Here is a 16382-nt window from a genome sequence, read left to right as displayed (position 1 = left end):
TGAATGAATATGAAAAAAATAATATACTTCTTATTGATTTTAAATCTGGGATTGCTTTCCTGTGTCGATGATGCATCGGTACGCGTGATGCCTGAATTTAATTGTAAAGATACAAAAGTGAATTTGGCGAAAGCGGCGGGTTCTTCTGTTACGTCGCTGTTATATACTAATGTCGGTCAGGTTGTTGCACAGTATGAAGCGGAGTGGCTTTCTGTAGATGTAAGTTCTAAAAGTGTTGTCTACACGGCCTTGGCACAAAATGACGGTGAAGATGCAAGAACGACTGTTGTGAAACTGACTTGCGGCTCATATACAGTGGAGGTGACGGTTACCCAGGATTCTAAAGAACCGGATCTTTCTTTGAAGATAGGACAAAGTGTGGATGAGGGTATCGGTATGATTTTCTGGGTAGATCCTTCGGATAATATGGTAGGAAAAGCGGTTTCAGTGAAGCGTCAGGGAGGGAATCCTTTCGAGGCTTCTGTGATGTCTCATAATGCACTTTCCACCGTCAACGGATATGCTAATTCTGCCTTGTTCACTTCTACGTCGGCAAATGATGCGGTAGCATATTGCCAGTCGTTGGGTGACGGATGGTATCTGCCTGCCCGTGATGAATTATGGGAATTGTTTGATGCCTATAATGGTGTTGGACATGCTGATCCGGATTTTATTTCAGCCGTACCTGATAAACTGACGGAAGTAGAGAAGGCGGCACGTGCTGCATTTGATAAGATGTTGACTGATTTACAAGGTGATGTGATGAACGAGGCTGCCGGTTCGGGCAATGGCGAAAGCTATTGGTCGAGTACGGAAAACGCAGCGGGTAATCAGGCTTATTGGGTACGTTTCGGTAAATCGGGAGCTGACGCAGGAAATAAGACTGCTACTAACCGTTTTGTGAGATGTATGCGTACAATCGGTGATTATACTTATCCTGAAGAACCGGCAACATTGACGGTTAATCCGAATCCTGTGACATTGGAAGGAGCTAATGAAGCGGAAGCAAATGTGACATTGACATCCAATAAAACGGTATTTAGTGTGGTTTTGGCAAATGATTCCTGGCTTTCGTATATTATTTCGGGCACAACAGTTACGTTCAAGGCAAAATCTAAAAATACCACTGGCGATGTTCGTACGACTATTGCTACGGTTACAGCCGGTACTGGCACAGCCGCTAAGTCGGTGGAGGTAACGGTGAATCAGAATGTTGCGGCTGAAGGAGGCGCTTCTCTCGAGTTAAGTACAAATACCGTGACTATTACTCCTGATGCTGTGACGAAATCAGAAGGAATAACGATGATTTCTGATGAAACAGAATTTACAGTAAATATAACTGATGAGTCTTGGGTGAAAGCGTATGTTGATGTAACAAGTAAAACTCTTTATTTCTGGACATTATCTCCTAATTTGAATAGTTCTAACCGGATAACGACTGCTACGGTAATAGCCGGAAGCGGAGCGAATGCACCTAAGCAAGAAGTTACTATTACACAAAGAGGGCTTTTAAGTTCCGAGTTTGCGGTGGGACAGGTGATTGCGGATAATGGTTCGTTAAAAGGAGGCATTGTGTTCTGGGTAGATGGTACTAATCGTGGTAAGGCTAAGATTATGTCATTGGACAGAGAGAATCTGGCATGGTCTACGGCAAGCTCTCCGGCTTCTACCGGTTTAACTTTATCCAATGACAATGGCTTGGCAAATACTACTGCGTTGGCAGCATTGCCGAATGCAGCAGAAATGCCCGCTCTTAAATATTGTATGGATAAAGGTTCCGGATGGTATTGGCCTACGAGAACGGATTTGGAACAGATGTTTGAAACTTATAATGGGACTGCAGTGGCAGATGCAACGGAGAATAACCCGGATGCAATTACTGATTTTGAGAAAGCAAACCGTACAGCTTGGGATCAAGTGATTACTGGTGCAGGAGGAACTATCATGAATACGGGAGCAGCATCTGCTACCGGAGATTCTTATTGGGCTAGTCGCGAAACGTCGAGCGGTACAAGCGCATTTTATGTACGTTTTGGAAAACCGCTTGCCTGGGATAAATCGAATGCTAAAAAAGACGGTAAAAGATTTGTTCGTGCAGTCCGTTCAATTTCGAAATAATGGTATTAGGTATGTATAAGGTATATCAAAAAACAATTTTAGCCTGTTTGTTACTGGTTATGACCGGCACGGTTTATAGTCAGCGTGTGACGCAAACGATTAATGACGGTTGGAAGTTCTCCCTCTTTGAGGGAGATGCGTCCACTGCTGACTTTGATATTTCCGGTTGGACTGATGTTTCCATTCCTCATACGTGGAATGCAAAAGATGCAGAGGATGAAATTCCCGGTTATTTCCGGGGAAAAGGCTGGTACAGGAAACTGGTGACAGTGGAGGAACTGATCCCCGAACAAAGAGTCTATCTTAGTTTTGAGGGGGCCAATCAGGAAACGAATGTGTTTGTGAATGGAACGTTTGTTGGAAATCATAAAGGTGGTTATTCCGCTTTTACGTTTGACGTGACTGATTATGTTCATGCCGGACGCAATCTGATAGCTGTGAGTGTTGACAACTCGCATAATCCGGATATTGCTCCTCTTTCGGCGGACTTTACTTTCTTCGGGGGAATCTATCGGGATGTTTATCTGGTGTATACTTCTCCTGTGCAACTGTCTGCTACTCATTACGCTTCTAGTGGTGTATATCTCAAAGCATCGAAGATTACGGATTTGCAAGCAAATATTTCAGTGAAGACATTCTTGTCCAATGCTTTGAAGAGTAATCAATCATTGATTCTTGAAACGGAGATTTTGGATGCAGATGGTAACAGAGTAGCGCTTTCACAAAAGAAAGTAAATGTGAAGGCGGAAGAAAAGAATGTAGCTTTTGAATCGCTCATGACTATTACGCAGCCTAAACGTTGGGATGTGGACTCTCCTTATATATATAAGGTGTATAGCCGTCTGAAGAATAAAAAAGAGGAGGTGCTCGATTGTGTTGTCAATCCGTTGGGAATTCGTGAATATCATTTTGATGCGGAGAAAGGTTTTTTCTTGAATGGGAAATATCGGAAATTGATTGGTACCAGTCGGCATCAGGATTACAAAGGAATGGGAAATGCTTTGCGGGATGAAATGCATATCCGGGATGTACAGTTGAGCAAGGATATGGGAAGTAATTTCCTGCGAGTGGCTCATTATCCGCAAGATCCGGTTGTGATGCAAATGTGTGATAAGTTAGGACTATTGACTTCAGTTGAAATTCCGGTAGTGAATGCCATCACTCAAAGTAAAGCATTTATGGATAATTGCGTGGAACAGGTGACAGAAATGGTTTGTCAGAACTATAATTATCCATCTGTTATCATTTGGGCTTATATGAATGAAGTGCTTTTGCGTCCTCCTTTTAACCCCGAAAATAAGAAGGAGCGGGCGGACTACATGACATTCCTTCATCAAATAGCTTCGGCGGTTGAGGCGCAGATCAGAAGTCTGGATTCGGAACGCTATACCATGTTGCCTTGTCATTCTACTTCTCAAATCTATCAGGAAGCGGGAATTACAGAATTACCGATGTTATTGGGTTTTAATCTTTATAATGGATGGTATGGTGGTAGCTTGAGTGGATTTGAAGAGAAACTGGAAGAACTTCACAGGGAGTTTCCTCACAAACCGTTGCTCATTACCGAATACGGGGCGGATGTGGATACTCGTATTCACTCTTTTTCGCCGATGCGGTTTGACTTTAGTTGTGAATTTGGTTCCATCTACCACGAACATTACTTGCCTGAAATTCTAAAGAGGGATTATATCGTGGGAGCTATGGTTTGGAACTTGAATGATTTTTATTCTGAAGCCAGAAGAAACGCCATGCCTCATGTGAACAATAAAGGGGTGGTAAGTACGGATAGAGAACGTAAAGATGGATATTATCTTTATCAGGTTTATCTGAAAGAGTCGCCTGTCCTGCACATTGCTTCTAAGTCATGGAAGAATAGGGCGGGAGCCAGTCGGGATGGAAAGAGCTGTACGCAACCTTTGAAGGTGTATACCAATGCAGATAAGGTGGAAGTCTTTTTAAATGGAAAGAGTTTGGGAGTATATCCGGTATCGGATAAGGTCGTTTCTGTGGATATTCCTTTTGTCAACGGAGAGAATGTGGTAGATGCTGTAATTGAAAAAGAGGGACGCGAATATCGTGACCAGTATGTTTGCAATTTCCAATGTGTCAATGTGAAGAGCGGCTTTACGGAAGTCAATGTATTATTGGGTGCTCAACGCTATTTCGAGGACCGGACAGCAGAACTGTGCTGGATACCCGAACAGGCTTATGAAAAAGGCTCATGGGGATATATTGGCGGAAAAGTGGCTCCGAATAAGACTCGTTACGGTTCTTTGCCTGCCAGCGACACTGATATACTGGGAACGGATCAGGATCCTATCTTTCAGACGCAACGGGTAGGTATTGAGGCCTTTAAAGCGGATGTGCCGGATGGTGTCTATGCTGTATATTTGTATTGGACGGAACTTACTTCCGAAAATAAAAGAGAGGCTTTGGTGTATAATTTAGGAAATGATGTGGTGAAAGAGGAGTATGCAAACCGGGTATTTTCTGTGGATATAAATGGGGTATCTGTCGCCGGGCAAATGAATATTGCAGAAGAATACGGTTCCGAACGTGCGGTCATTAAAAAATATATTGTTCCGGTTTCAAAGGGAAAAGGGCTTGTCATTCGTTTTGGAGCGGTGGAGTCTGTGCCTATTTTAAATGCAATACGAATCGTAAAAGAATATTAGAACATGAAAAATAGTATAGTTATATTGTTTTTACTGCTGTTGTCCCAGTTGGGCTATGGACAGGGGCACGCATTTAAGGTCACTGCCCGTCCGTGGGTGAAAGGACAGAAAGATCTTCCATGGAAGGAGTATGATACCCGTACCATTGCTCAACTGGATGGTTTTAAAGCTACTGATAAAGTGCATGTAAATGAGTATGGAAGTGATTTGGATGCTCCGAGGCACCGGGCTACTGGATTTTTTAGAGTGGAACGTATTGGAAATCGTTGGTGGATGATTGATCCCGACGGATATCGGCATTTACAGAAAGTGGTGGTTGGAGTACGTTTGGGTACCTCTGAACGCAATAAACAAGCCATGCTGGATAAATTCGGTACGGAAGAAAAATGGATCGAAGGGACGGCACAGTTGATTCATTCACTGGGCTTTTCCGGTGCGGGCTCTTGGAGTAACGAAGAGGCGATTGCTTCTTACAATGCATCCCACAAGGAGGTTTTGACCCGCTCAATCATTCTTAACTTGATGAGCGGATATGGTAAGAAACGGGGAGGAACTTATCAGTTACCTGGTAACACGGGATATCCTAATCAGTGTATTTTCGTTTTTGACCCGGAATTCGAAACTTATTGCGATGAGATGGCACAAAAACTGGTTGCGAATAAAATGGATAAAAACATCATTGGTTATTTCTCGGATAATGAACTTCCGTTCGGACCCAAGAATCTGGAAGGTTATCTGACTTTACAGAACCCTGATGATCCGGGAAGAGTGTATGCGGAATCCTGGTTGAAAAAGCAGGGAATTACTTCGCAGCAAATAACCGATGAGCACCGGGAGGAGTTTGCAGGGGTGGTAGCTGAACGATATTATAAAGTAGTATCGGAAGCAATTCGGAAGTATGATCCCAATCATCTTTATCTAGGCAGTCGTTTACATGGAAAACCGAAGTTTATCCGCCAGATTGTGGAAGCGGCAGGCAGGTATTGTGATGTCGTTGCAATTAACTACTATGGAGCGTGGACGCCGAGTGAGAAGACCATGAAACATTGGGGAGAATGGGCTCAAAAACCTTTCATCATCACGGAATTTTATACGAAAGGAATGGATTCCGGACTGGCGAATACGACAGGAGCAGGTTTTACCGTTCAAACTCAACAGGAACGTGGATATGCCTATCAGCATTTTGTTTTAGGATTATTGGAAAGTGGAAATTGTGTCGGATGGCACTGGTTCCGTTATCAGGATAATGATCCGACGGCAAAAGGGGCAGATCCTTCGAATCTGGACTCTAACAAGGGGCTGATAGATAATGAATACAATCTTTATAAACCGTTGGCCGATGCTATGAAAGAATTGAATATCAATGCCTATCGTTTGGCCGACTGGTTCGATCAACAATCAAATAACAATCAATAAAATACATATCATGAAAAAAATATTTATACTGGGAGCTTTACTGTTTATAAGTTCTATTCCTATGGTTTCTTGTACGGATGATGATGATAAGGACCCTAATTTTATGCCTCCTGATATAGTGATGGGTGAGGGAGATGTGGAGTCGGAATACCCGGAAGATTTGCCCGTTCCCGGAGCTTCTGTGGTATATGCTCCGTCATTAAATACCAATATGTATCGTCCTATCAGTGTCAAGTATTCCAGTGCCTATCCTCCCATATCCAGTTGGACAACGGGGAATACACGTATTATTGCTTATATGGATGGATATAAACCGGCTATTAAGACATTGAAAGCATATCAGGAGTCGGTGAATAAGTATGGAAGTTCGACAACGCTTCCGAAACAAGCAGCTACGGGCAGGTTTTATACGAAGAAGATAGATGGACGTTGGTGGTTGGTTGATCCGGAAGGTTATCTGCATCTGGAACGTAGTGCGACTTCTTTGCGTAAGGGGACTTCCAGTCGTAATAAAACAGCTTGGAATAATAGGTTTGGAACTGATGAGAAGTGGTTGTCCACCACTCAACGTGAATTGAGTGAGATCGGTTTTCATGGTACAGGTGCATTCTGTACAGGAACGTACTCGTTGATTCAGACTCATAATGCTTCCAATCCGAGCAGTCCGTTGACTTTGGCACCTTCCTTTGCTTTTCTAAGTCAGTTTAAGAGTGCGAAATCTTATAATTATCCCGGAGGAAGTGATGATAATGCTGCAGGCTTTGTGTTTTATAATGGATGGGCTGAATGGTGTGAATCATATTTGGCAGGTAGTGCTTTCGCAGATTATCTGCGTGATCCAAATGTATTGGGTTTCTTCTCGGATAATGAGATAAACTTCTCTTCAAACAGTTCCCGGATTTTGGATCGTTTCCTGGCTATTAACAGTTCGAATGACCCGGCTTATGTTGCAGCAAAAGCCTTTATGGATTCCAAGGGTACACAAAGTGTGACGGATGCCTTGAATAATGAGTTTGCAGGTATCGTAGCAGAGAAATATTATAAAGCAGTGAAGGAGGCAGTGATGAAAGTAGATGATAAGCTGCTTTATCTGGGGACTCGATTGCATGGAACTCCTAAATATATGGAGGGAGTGATGAGAGCTGCCGGAAAATATTGTGATGTCATTTCTATCAACTATTATAGTCGTTGGAATCCTGAACTGACAACAGCGATTGCAGACTGGGCAAGTTGGGCGGATAAGCCGTTTCTTGTAAGTGAGTTTTATACGAAAGGGGTGGAGGATTCCGATCTGAATAACCAGTCGGGAGCCGGATATTCTGTTCCTACACAAAATGAGAGGGCTTATGCTTATCAGCATTTTACATTAGGATTGCTTGAAGCTAAGAATTGTATCGGATGGCATTGGTTTAAATATCAGGATGATGATGGTACGGATAATTCGTCGAAACCTGCCAATAAGGGTCTTTATGATAATTCTTATCAGTTGTTTCCTTATTTATCTTTCTTTGCCCGCGAATTGAATTTTAATGCGTATGATTTGATCCAGTATTTTGATAAATAGGTATTCGTTTCGATATAATATTTGAAAAGAAAGACAAAGTGCGAATTTTGCTGTATAGCTTTGATAAAAACTACTACTGCAAAATTCGCACTTTTTATTTTCTGATTAATTGTGTACTAACGTACCTATCTCTTTTCCGCTGATTACTTTCTTTAAGTTACCTACTGTGTCCATATCAAATACGACGATAGGCAGATTATTTTCTTTGCACATACAGGTCGCAGTTAAATCCATAACTTTCAGACCACGTTTCAATACTTCATCATACGTAATGTCATCGAATTTGGTTGCGGTAGGATCTTTTTCAGGATCAGCTGTGTAAATGCCATCTACGCGAGTACCTTTCAGCATAACGTCTGCTTCGATTTCTATTCCTCTTAGTGAAGAACCGGTATCTGTAGTAAAGAAAGGATTTCCCGTTCCTGCAGACATGATAACCACTTCACCGTTTTCCATACATTCGATGGCCTTCCATTTACTGTAGAATTCACCGATAGGTTCCATCCGTACTGCGGTCAATACACGTGCTTTTACACCGGTAGCTACAAGAGCAGAACTTAGAGCGAGGCTATTGATAACGGTAGCCAACATCCCCATTTGGTCCCCCTTCACACGGTCAAAACCTTTATTGGCTCCGCTTAATCCGCGGAATATGTTGCCTCCTCCGATGACGATACCAATCTGTACCCCTTGTTCGTGGATTTCTTTGATTTGTTGAGCATATTCTGCCAGTCTTTTTTCGTCAATGCCATATTGCTTTTCGCCCATCAAGCTCTCTCCACTGAGCTTTAGTAAGATTCTTTTATACTTTGCCATACCTTTTGCTTTTTATTGTTTGCCGCAAATATAGAGATAATTTATCGGATAGCCTCACCGGGATGCGATTACTTTTTTCATTATTTGCTTTCCCAAAAAGGTTTGTACAATTCCTCGCAGGGAAAGATAAATGAGAAAAGCCAGCCACAGGGCGTGATTTCCCAGAAGAGGATGGAAAGCGTAATATACTCCGAAGAAGCTGGCGGAGGCGACTAACATGGAGTAAAGCATCTGACGGGTAGCGGTGGCACCAATAAATACTCCATCCCACAGGAAAGCAGAAAAACCAGCTAGCGGAATGATAAGTGCCCAGTAAAAATAAGTGTCTGAAGCGTTGATTACTGAAGTGTCATTGGTTAGCAATCCCAGAAATTCTTTTCCGCCGATTGCATAAAGGATAGTGAATATCAATGAAAGACCCAATCCCCAATAGAAAAGGTGATGTACTGTGTTGCGTAAGGCTGTTTGATTCTTGGCGCCTATATAACGGCCGGCCAATGCTTCACCGGCATAAGCAAATCCGTCCATGATGTAGGAAAACAGAGTGAATAGTTGCATGAGTAAGGTGTTTACGGCTAATACAATTTCTCCTTGGGCGGCTCCTGCAGAGGTGAAAAATAGGGTGACCGCAACCAAGCAAAGGGTACGGAAGAAAATGTCCCGGTTGACTTGGAAGAAACGGTACATGGCTTGTTTCTGTATAATTTCTTTCCATACGATTCGCTTTTTTAGTACACTATAATAGCGCATATATAGCAATATGGCCATGAAGAAACCTGCATATTGTGCGATTAAAGTTCCTGTTGCCACTCCTGCCACTTTCATATCCAGTAAGTAGACAAAGGATAGGCTGGCTACAATATTGACAATATTCTGAGTAATAGCGATATACATGGGAAAACGTGAATTCTGCATTCCGATAAACCAACCGGCGAATCCATAAAGTCCTAATGTGGCGGGAGCTCCCCAGATACAGATATAGAAATAAGTAGTTGCCAGTTGCTCGACTTCCGGTGTGGTTTGTATCAGAGTGAATGCCAATTTCAGGATAGGGTATTGGAGTATCAACAGGCAAAGAGCTATAAATAATCCTACGCCAACGGAACGTAACAGTAACCGGGTGATTTCATTTAGATCATGCTGACCATATGCTTGTGAGGTCATGCCACTCGTCCCCATACGCAGGAATCCGAAAATCCAATAGATAATATTGAACAACATTCCCCCTACAGCGATGGCTCCAATGTAGGCCGGAGAACCGAGGTGTCCTACGATGGTAACATCGATAAGTCCCAGTAGCGGGACGGTGATATTTGATATAATCGATGGTATGGCTATCCGTAATATTCGTCTGTTTTCGGAGGATTGTTTTTTATCTATCATTTTATAGAAACACTTTTATCAAATTGATTGTTCTTTTCGTCCGCAAAGGTACATTTTTTATTTTTTTGTTGTATCTTTGTGAATCACGAACTAAATAGCAATCAGATGGATTATGAGGACCTTAACTATTTTTCTTTTATCTTTATTCTCACTGCCGCTGGCGCTGAATGCACAGTCGGTTGATGAGATGTTGCAGAAAGTATCTGCCGCTATTGAGGCTGGGCAGAATGGACAGGCTGTGAGCTATTTCCGGCAGACTATTCCTCTGAATATAGACCGTACGGAAATGTATTATTGGACGAATGTGGACAAGAATAGTGAAATTAGCTCCAAACTGGCTACCGAATTAGCTCTCGCCTATAAAAAGAAACGAAATTACGACAAAGCTTATTTGTTTTACAAAGAGTTGCTGCAAAAGGACCCAAATAATGTAGATTGTTTGGAAACATGTGCAGAAATGCAAGTGTGTCGCGGACAAGAAAAAGATGCTTTGCATATGTACGAAAAAATATTGCAACTCGATGCGGATAATCTGGCTGCTAATATCTTTTTAGGAAACTATTATTATTTGATGGCAGAGCAGGAGAAGAAAAAGTTAGAAATGGATTACAAGAAACTTCCTTCTCCCACTAAAATGCAGTATGCCCGCTATCGGGACGGATTATCGAAGTTATTTACTACCCGATATGAGAAAGCACGTAGTTCGTTGCAGAAAGTTGTTCTACGTTTCCCATCGACAGAAGCTCAAAAGACATTGGATAAGATATTGAGAATAGAAAAAGAGGTGAATCGCTAAGCGGTTCACCTCTTTTTATTATATTCAATTTGCTATTTTATAGTTCGTATTGGCAAATCCAAAGGTCCTTCATTAAGTGCACGAGTATTAATGTCTCCTTTCTTTGGTCCGGGTATTAACGGGCTATATGATAAGACATGTCTGATACGTTCACGTTGGTTTTGAGTGAATTGATTTGAATAGCTGATAGCATAATCCATGATATTATAAGAGATAAACTCTATACCGTCACATCCTGTTCGTTTTACCAAATTTTCAAATGTATATTTTGCTTCCTCATTCTCATATATATAGTCACAATAGCTATCATACTCTTGTTTGTTATAGCTTTTAGTATCTTTGCAATAATCAGTATCTTCACACGTTCCATTAGTTGTTTCGGCAAAGACATGATGTAGTCCTAGATAATGTCCTAATTCATGAGCTAACGTGACAGTGATGTCTGCTGTAGTATATTTAGTTGAAGTAGATTCTTCATTAATATATAGACTGTTAATAGAGACACATAGTGGGAATTGTAAATTTGCTAATGTTAGATGAGAGTAGTCTGTTTTACTAAGCCCTTCTAAATAGTGGTTACCTGCAGTAGAAAAAGGAATATGGGAGATACCTAATGTTATTAAATTAGAATTAGAGCCCGAATCGAAGTTATAAACCATAATATTGATATATGAGTTCGGATCCCATAAGTATTTTACATATTTACCCGAATCATCATTCATAAAATCATCGCAGTTGATTGGATATGATTCTGACCATTGGATATATTCTACTCCGGGATTGGGTAATGTTTCTCCATTTTTATCTGTTGTTGCTAATGTAAAAGTAAGATTCATGTCTACGCTGTTATTCTTGTTTTTATACAGGCTGTTTACTTTGTCAAGTATATAGGATAAACGGCTTGAATTTACTTTCTGTAGAGAATTTCTATCTTCTTTATACAATACATGAAAGATAACAGGGATTTTATAATGGTATTCTTCAGCAGTGTTGGTAGAGCCATTTTGAGTTATTTGAATTGTTTTGCTAACCTTATGGCTTATAATAGTGACAGTGGCTGTTCTGGAAGCAGATTCCAAATTAGCATTAATAGTTAAGATTAACTTTCCATCATTTTCCCCTTTTTGTGTATTAGGAATACACCATTGTTTATTACTTGTTACAGTCCATGAAGAACTGCAAGTAATATCTATCGTCAATGATTCACCGCTTGCACTAATGTTATTGAACTTTGATTCTGATATATTTAACGTGGCAGAATCCGAATCATCGCATCCTATTAATATCCATAGTAATGGAAGAAGAAAAATTAATCTTGTTTTCATAAATAAAAGAGTTTTATATAAAACGCATGTTTCAAAGATAATGTTTTGATCTGAAATAGGATGGTTTATTTCAGTAAATATTCTACCTCCTTAAACATATAGCCTTTTTTGTTAAGCATCTCATCTTCCAGTATTAATCTTCCTTCGGGTTCTACACAAATGATTCGTGCAAGAAATTCACCGTTGGCATCTTTAAAACGATGCATTCCTTTCTTTCTGAAAAGAGACATTTCATATTGACAGGCTATTGATTCCGTATTCCCTTTTTTGAGGAAGTTATAATAAGACTGGATGCGCAACATGATGTTCTTCAGTATTTCAAATAGATCGAACTCTTTTCCGGTGATTTGTCGCAGTGAAACAGGATTAGGGGCAGAACTGTGAAATGTTTCCTGATTAATATTGATCCCGATTCCTGCAATACTTTGACTGATGTTCCGTCCCATCAGATCGTTTTCTATCAACATTCCACATATTTTCTTTTCTTTCCAATAAATATCGTTCGGCCATTTGATAGAGATATCGGTGGTATAGGTCTCCAGTTCTTCCTTAATAGCCAAAGAAATAATTTGTGAAATAAGAAACTGGCGTCGTGCTTCCAGGAATTCAGGGAAGATGACGGTGCTGAAAAGAAGATTCTTACCGGAATCTGATTCCCAAGAGTTGCCGCGTTGTCCACGACCGGAAGTTTGGAAGTCGGCGACTACGACAGTGAGTTCTTCCACTTTCTGTTTAGAACAGAGAGACTGCAGATAGTTGTTGGTAGAATTAGTCTCGCTGATATGAATCAATGGAACCGGGAATATTTCAGGGGAGAGCATCATATTCTGCACGTAACTTTTTGGTAAATTTTTTGATTACCTCGTCATAAGAGTGATCAATCAGTTGCTTGATCAATTTATCATCCACATCTCGGTCAAAGAATACCTGATTCCAGTATTTCTTGTTGAAATGCCATGCACCTTCCACACCATTATAATGGTCACGCAATTCAATGGCATATTCAGGATCGCATTTCATGGTAATCCTGTCAGGTGTATTGAAATTGATACATAAAAACATTTTACCCATGACCCTGATGGTTAGGAAATCATCACCGAAAGGTGTATCTTCCGTTACAGCTTTTTTGTTGAGGCTGTATTCTCTGGCTGTCTCTATATTCATAATTCTATCAATTATATACTCATTCGGTGTCTTTCAGCGTTGAATTTTAAAATAAAGGAGGGTAAAATGCTTCCTCTATATGTTCAATCTTGAAATTTATCTCATCGCCTACTATCGTAATGATATCAAAGCGTACAGGAGTATCAAGCTGAAACAATCTGATATAGGTATCCGCTGCGCGTACCGTACGTCTTATTTTGGGTAAATCAACAGCGTCTTCCGGTTCGGCAAATAGGGTATTGCTGCGGGTTTTCACCTCTACTACAATCAGTTCATTGTCCTTTGCTGCTACAATGTCCAGTTCGAAATGTCCTTTTCTCCAGTTCCGGTCACGGATGCAATACCCTTTCTGTTCAAGATAAGCTACAGCGGCATTTTCTCCGGCTTTTCCTAAATCATTATGTTTAGCCATCTTTTTTTGCAAATTTACTGCTTTTATTCTTTGTATTTACAGAAGTAAAAGTAATTTTGCAGAAGATATGAGAAAAAGGAGTAAAAAGTGCCTGAAAATGCATGTCGAATGTACCAAAAGGGAACGACGAATGAGCATTTTGTTGAGCGACGAAGAACAGCTGATTGTAGATCGTTATCTGGAGAAATATAAGATAACGAACAAATCCCGTTGGCTTCGTGAAACCATTCTCATGTTTATCCATAAAAATATGGAAGAAGATTATCCGACCCTTTTTGGTGAACATGACATGAGACGATAATCGATAATTAAAAATTAATAATTGAAAATTAAAGGGGGATGCTGGACGATATTTACTTCATGAAACAGGCTTTGATAGAGGCAGGCAAAGCTGCTGATCGGGGAGAAGTTCCTGTTGGGGCTGTCGTGGTTTGTAAGGAGCGGATTATCGCACGTGCCCATAATCTCACAGAAACATTGAATGATGTAACGGCTCATGCCGAGATGCAGGCTATTACAGCTGCTGCCAATGTGCTTGGTGGCAAATATCTGAACGAATGTACTTTGTATGTCACAGTTGAACCTTGCGTGATGTGTGCAGGAGCTATCGCTTGGGCACAAACTGGCAAGCTAGTATTTGGTGCCGAAGATGAAAAACGCGGCTATCAGAAATATGCAGGTTCAGCTCTACACCCTAAAACTGTGGTTGTAAAAGGAGTAATGGCTGACGAATGTGCTGCACTAATGAAAGAGTTCTTTGCTGCGAAACGAAAATAGAAGCGGTATCCTGTTTATTTGATTTCCTCAAAATCTACATATTCACCATCATCCTGGGTGAATATTTTTTTATGTCTTTTTTTCCGAAATATTCTCGGAATATATTTCCTCTTCATCATTAATCGGACGACGATTTCCCTGGTCATAGTCCTGTTGGTTTGTATGTCCCGATTCCGTTTGTCTCGGGCGGGATGAAGATGAACCACGTCCTAATCCGAAAATAGTTCTTAGTATGAAGCCGACAATAGAAAGGCCAAATACAAAAATGGCGATGATAAAAATGAGTATAAATAAAAGTATATGCATTGGGCTATGATTTTTATGTTGTTACTTCGATAAAACTCATAGTACAACAAACGTGCCAAGAGATTGTTTATTTACTTTTTCTTGTAAAAAGTGAAAGTAAAATATACCATACAATGATGGCGGCGAAGCTGCTGATCCCCAGAAATATAAGGAGGGGAATACAGATAATCAGGAATATAAAACTGATTTTGTTGTCATTCCATGACAGATTTTTAAATTTCAGCGAAAACATCGGTATTTCTGATACCAGTAGTCCGGAAAACAGACAGACAAGTATAAGAAGGTAGACAGGATGGCAGTTGTCTGATATCAGGAAATCATGCGCCCCTGCTACTAGAGAGGCCCAGAACAACGCATTGGCAGGAACCGGAAGTCCGACAAAAGAACTGGTCTGTCGCGTGTCATTATTGAATTTAGCCAGACGCAATGCTGAAAAAACAGAAATTAAGAATGCCAAATAGGGTAGGTAAGGAGCGATGAACTCCATACTTGCCGGATAATACATTTCTTTGAACAGAGAGAATACGATCAGTGAAGGAGCAACTCCAAAACTGACATCATCTGCCAATGAGTCCAAGTCTTTTCCGATAATGGAATGTGCGTTGAGCATACGAGCCAACAATCCGTCGAAGAAGTCGAAAATGGAACTTAAAGCAATGAAAAGTAGAGCCAGTTCATATTTCCCTTCAAAAGCCATAACACAGGCAATACAACCGGAGAAAAGGTTCAGGCAGGTTACGGTATTCGGAATACTGTTTTTAATAACGTTTGTCATTGTGACAGAATTATTTAAGTTTGGCGATAACCGTTTGGTTACCGGTCGTTAATTGTCCCATGCTGACACATACTTCTGTGCCAATGGGTAAATACACATCCACACGGGAACCGAATTTGATAAATCCCATGTGTTCGTCAATATAACATTCTTCTCCTACTTCAGCGTAGGTGACAATACGGCGTGCCACTGCACCGGCAATTTGCCGGGTGAGTACTTCCACTCCTTCCGGAGTTTCGATCACTACCGTAGAACGTTCGTTTTCTGTGCTGGCTTTCGGCAACCATGCTTTCATAAAGTTTCCATTATGATGTGCTACCTTTTTAATGGTACCGTCCACCGGATACCAGTTGGCATGTACATTCACAATGCTCATGAAGATGGATATCATTAACCGGCGGTCATGGAAATATTCGTTTTCATCGACTTCTTCGATGACGACGATTTTTCCATCGGCAGGTGCAACGACAATCTTTTCAGTGTCCTGTCCGAAGAGACGGATCGGACATCGAAAGAAATTCACCATCAGCAGATAGACTGCTATACTCGCTACTGCTACCACATAAAATGGTATTTTGCAATCGATTCCCCAATAAAGAGCCGCATTAATCAATAGCAATAGCAAAAAGCTAGCCCATAATATATGTGTTCCTTCGCGGTGAATACGTATTTTTTTCAATTTCTTTAGTCGGCCCATGAATGCTGTTTAATGATATTGTCTGCAAAAATATACTTAATTTAAAAATTCAGCAAGTAAATGAGCATAGAAATGCGAATGTTGATAACTTTTTTGAGGATTATTTTTGTTTATAACCCAGGAGGTAGTAATTTTATGCCTTCAAATTAACTACTTAT

Annotated in this window: 15 protein-coding genes and 1 pseudogene; 7 read left to right on the top strand and 9 right to left on the bottom strand. The window is 40.7% G+C overall.

Annotated features, from left to right (window positions below):
* Positions 1–3 precede the first annotated feature (3 nt).
* From NXX38_RS00460 to NXX38_RS00445, 4 genes are read left to right on the top strand one after another with little or no spacing between them, the layout of a single operon-like run.
* Positions 4–2118: a BACON domain-containing protein gene (locus NXX38_RS00460; protein ID WP_258978285.1), complete on the top strand. Its 2115-nt coding sequence runs from the start codon at positions 4–6 to the stop codon at positions 2116–2118.
* Positions 2119–2129: 11 nt separating this feature from the next.
* A complete protein-coding gene (locus tag NXX38_RS00455) occupies positions 2130–4793 on the top strand; it encodes a glycoside hydrolase family 2 TIM barrel-domain containing protein (RefSeq protein WP_258978284.1) in 2664 nt (887 codons plus the stop codon).
* A gap of 3 nt (positions 4794–4796) precedes the next feature.
* The gene (locus NXX38_RS00450; protein WP_258978283.1) at positions 4797–6209 is read left to right on the top strand and encodes an agarase; all 1413 of its coding nucleotides are present in this window, start codon (positions 4797–4799) and stop codon (positions 6207–6209) included.
* Between the two features lie 10 nt (positions 6210–6219).
* A complete protein-coding gene (locus NXX38_RS00445; protein WP_195649162.1) occupies positions 6220–7773 on the top strand; it encodes a hypothetical protein in 1554 nt (517 codons plus the stop codon).
* A gap of 105 nt (positions 7774–7878) precedes the next feature.
* On the opposite strand, the gene pyrH is transcribed toward NXX38_RS00445, so the two are convergent.
* Positions 7879–8589, bottom strand: a complete 711-nt coding sequence (gene pyrH, locus NXX38_RS00440; protein WP_195649161.1) for a UMP kinase — start codon at positions 8587–8589, stop codon at positions 7879–7881.
* A gap of 54 nt (positions 8590–8643) precedes the next feature.
* Positions 8644–9972: an MATE family efflux transporter gene (locus NXX38_RS00435; protein WP_258978282.1), complete on the bottom strand. Its 1329-nt coding sequence runs from the start codon at positions 9970–9972 to the stop codon at positions 8644–8646.
* A 112-nt stretch (positions 9973–10084) separates the two neighbouring features.
* Here NXX38_RS00435 and NXX38_RS00430 point away from each other — a divergent pair, with 112 nt between their 5' ends.
* A complete protein-coding gene (locus tag NXX38_RS00430; RefSeq protein WP_258978281.1) occupies positions 10085–10768 on the top strand; it encodes a lipopolysaccharide assembly protein LapB in 684 nt (227 codons plus the stop codon).
* A 32-nt stretch (positions 10769–10800) separates the two neighbouring features.
* Here the strand turns inward: NXX38_RS00430 and NXX38_RS00425 are convergent, their stop codons facing one another.
* The 4 genes from NXX38_RS00425 to NXX38_RS00410 form a co-directional block, all read right to left on the bottom strand.
* Positions 10801–12093, bottom strand: coding sequence for a zinc-dependent metalloproteinase lipoprotein (locus NXX38_RS00425; RefSeq protein ID WP_148365269.1), 1293 nt, complete (start codon positions 12091–12093; stop codon positions 10801–10803).
* 65 nt (positions 12094–12158) lie between these two features.
* Positions 12159–12917 (bottom strand): biotin--[acetyl-CoA-carboxylase] ligase, encoded by a 759-nt coding sequence (locus NXX38_RS00420; RefSeq protein WP_148365268.1) that lies wholly within the window; start codon positions 12915–12917, stop codon positions 12159–12161.
* Positions 12901–13257 carry an MmcQ/YjbR family DNA-binding protein gene (locus tag NXX38_RS00415; protein ID WP_148365267.1) on the bottom strand — a complete coding sequence of 119 codons (357 nt, stop codon included), beginning with the start codon at positions 13255–13257 and terminating at the stop codon, positions 12901–12903. The genes NXX38_RS00420 and NXX38_RS00415 overlap by 17 nt, the downstream gene beginning before the upstream one ends.
* 46 nt (positions 13258–13303) lie before the next feature.
* Complete coding sequence (locus NXX38_RS00410; RefSeq protein ID WP_148365266.1) at positions 13304–13669, bottom strand: YraN family protein; 366 nt, start codon at positions 13667–13669, stop codon at positions 13304–13306.
* Between the two features lie 67 nt (positions 13670–13736).
* Between NXX38_RS00410 and NXX38_RS00405 the strand changes: the two genes are divergently transcribed.
* Positions 13737–13970, top strand: coding sequence for a hypothetical protein (locus NXX38_RS00405; protein WP_004299215.1), 234 nt, complete (start codon positions 13737–13739; stop codon positions 13968–13970).
* Positions 13971–14008: 38 nt separating this feature from the next.
* Positions 14009–14446: a nucleoside deaminase gene (locus NXX38_RS00400; protein ID WP_148365265.1), complete on the top strand. Its 438-nt coding sequence runs from the start codon at positions 14009–14011 to the stop codon at positions 14444–14446.
* A gap of 14 nt (positions 14447–14460) precedes the next feature.
* Here the strand turns inward: NXX38_RS00400 and NXX38_RS00395 are convergent.
* From NXX38_RS00395 to NXX38_RS00385, 3 genes and pseudogenes are all read right to left on the bottom strand, one after another.
* Positions 14461–14752 (bottom strand): annotated as a pseudogene (locus NXX38_RS00395) (DUF4834 family protein).
* 67 nt (positions 14753–14819) lie between these two features.
* Positions 14820–15527: a CDP-diacylglycerol--serine O-phosphatidyltransferase gene (pssA, locus tag NXX38_RS00390; RefSeq protein WP_148365263.1), complete on the bottom strand. Its 708-nt coding sequence runs from the start codon at positions 15525–15527 to the stop codon at positions 14820–14822.
* Between the two features lie 10 nt (positions 15528–15537).
* A complete protein-coding gene (locus tag NXX38_RS00385; protein ID WP_004299219.1) occupies positions 15538–16224 on the bottom strand; it encodes a phosphatidylserine decarboxylase family protein in 687 nt (228 codons plus the stop codon).
* Positions 16225–16382: the final 158 nt, after the last annotated feature.

It is taken from the genome of Bacteroides sp. BFG-637, from assembly GCF_024793605.1.
GTDB lineage: Bacteria > Bacteroidota > Bacteroidia > Bacteroidales > Bacteroidaceae > Bacteroides > Bacteroides vicugnae.
The sequence above is the reverse complement of the archived record's forward strand: the minus strand, read 5'-3'. Positions and strand labels throughout refer to the sequence as shown.

What these genes read in the sequence shown, in the direction of transcription:
- pssA (WP_148365263.1), bottom strand. Translation starts at nt 15,527, where the DNA reads ATGACAAACGTTATTAAAAACAGTATTCCGAATACCGTAACCTGCCTG.
- NXX38_RS00455 (WP_258978284.1), top strand. Translation starts at nt 2,130, where the DNA reads ATGTATAAGGTATATCAAAAAACAATTTTAGCCTGTTTGTTACTGGTT.
- NXX38_RS00445 (WP_195649162.1), top strand. Translation starts at nt 6,220, where the DNA reads ATGAAAAAAATATTTATACTGGGAGCTTTACTGTTTATAAGTTCTATT.
- NXX38_RS00405 (WP_004299215.1), top strand. Translation starts at nt 13,737, where the DNA reads ATGAGAAAAAGGAGTAAAAAGTGCCTGAAAATGCATGTCGAATGTACC.
- pyrH (WP_195649161.1), bottom strand. Translation starts at nt 8,589, where the DNA reads ATGGCAAAGTATAAAAGAATCTTACTAAAGCTCAGTGGAGAGAGCTTG.
- NXX38_RS00435 (WP_258978282.1), bottom strand. Translation starts at nt 9,972, where the DNA reads ATGATAGATAAAAAACAATCCTCCGAAAACAGACGAATATTACGGATA.
- NXX38_RS00450 (WP_258978283.1), top strand. Translation starts at nt 4,797, where the DNA reads ATGAAAAATAGTATAGTTATATTGTTTTTACTGCTGTTGTCCCAGTTG.
- NXX38_RS00420 (WP_148365268.1), bottom strand. Translation starts at nt 12,917, where the DNA reads ATGATGCTCTCCCCTGAAATATTCCCGGTTCCATTGATTCATATCAGC.
- NXX38_RS00385 (WP_004299219.1), bottom strand. Translation starts at nt 16,224, where the DNA reads ATGGGCCGACTAAAGAAATTGAAAAAAATACGTATTCACCGCGAAGGA.
- NXX38_RS00415 (WP_148365267.1), bottom strand. Translation starts at nt 13,257, where the DNA reads ATGAATATAGAGACAGCCAGAGAATACAGCCTCAACAAAAAAGCTGTA.
- NXX38_RS00430 (WP_258978281.1), top strand. Translation starts at nt 10,085, where the DNA reads ATGAGGACCTTAACTATTTTTCTTTTATCTTTATTCTCACTGCCGCTG.
- NXX38_RS00400 (WP_148365265.1), top strand. Translation starts at nt 14,009, where the DNA reads ATGCTGGACGATATTTACTTCATGAAACAGGCTTTGATAGAGGCAGGC.
- NXX38_RS00460 (WP_258978285.1), top strand. Translation starts at nt 4, where the DNA reads ATGAATATGAAAAAAATAATATACTTCTTATTGATTTTAAATCTGGGA.
- NXX38_RS00410 (WP_148365266.1), bottom strand. Translation starts at nt 13,669, where the DNA reads ATGGCTAAACATAATGATTTAGGAAAAGCCGGAGAAAATGCCGCTGTA.
- NXX38_RS00425 (WP_148365269.1), bottom strand. Translation starts at nt 12,093, where the DNA reads ATGAAAACAAGATTAATTTTTCTTCTTCCATTACTATGGATATTAATA.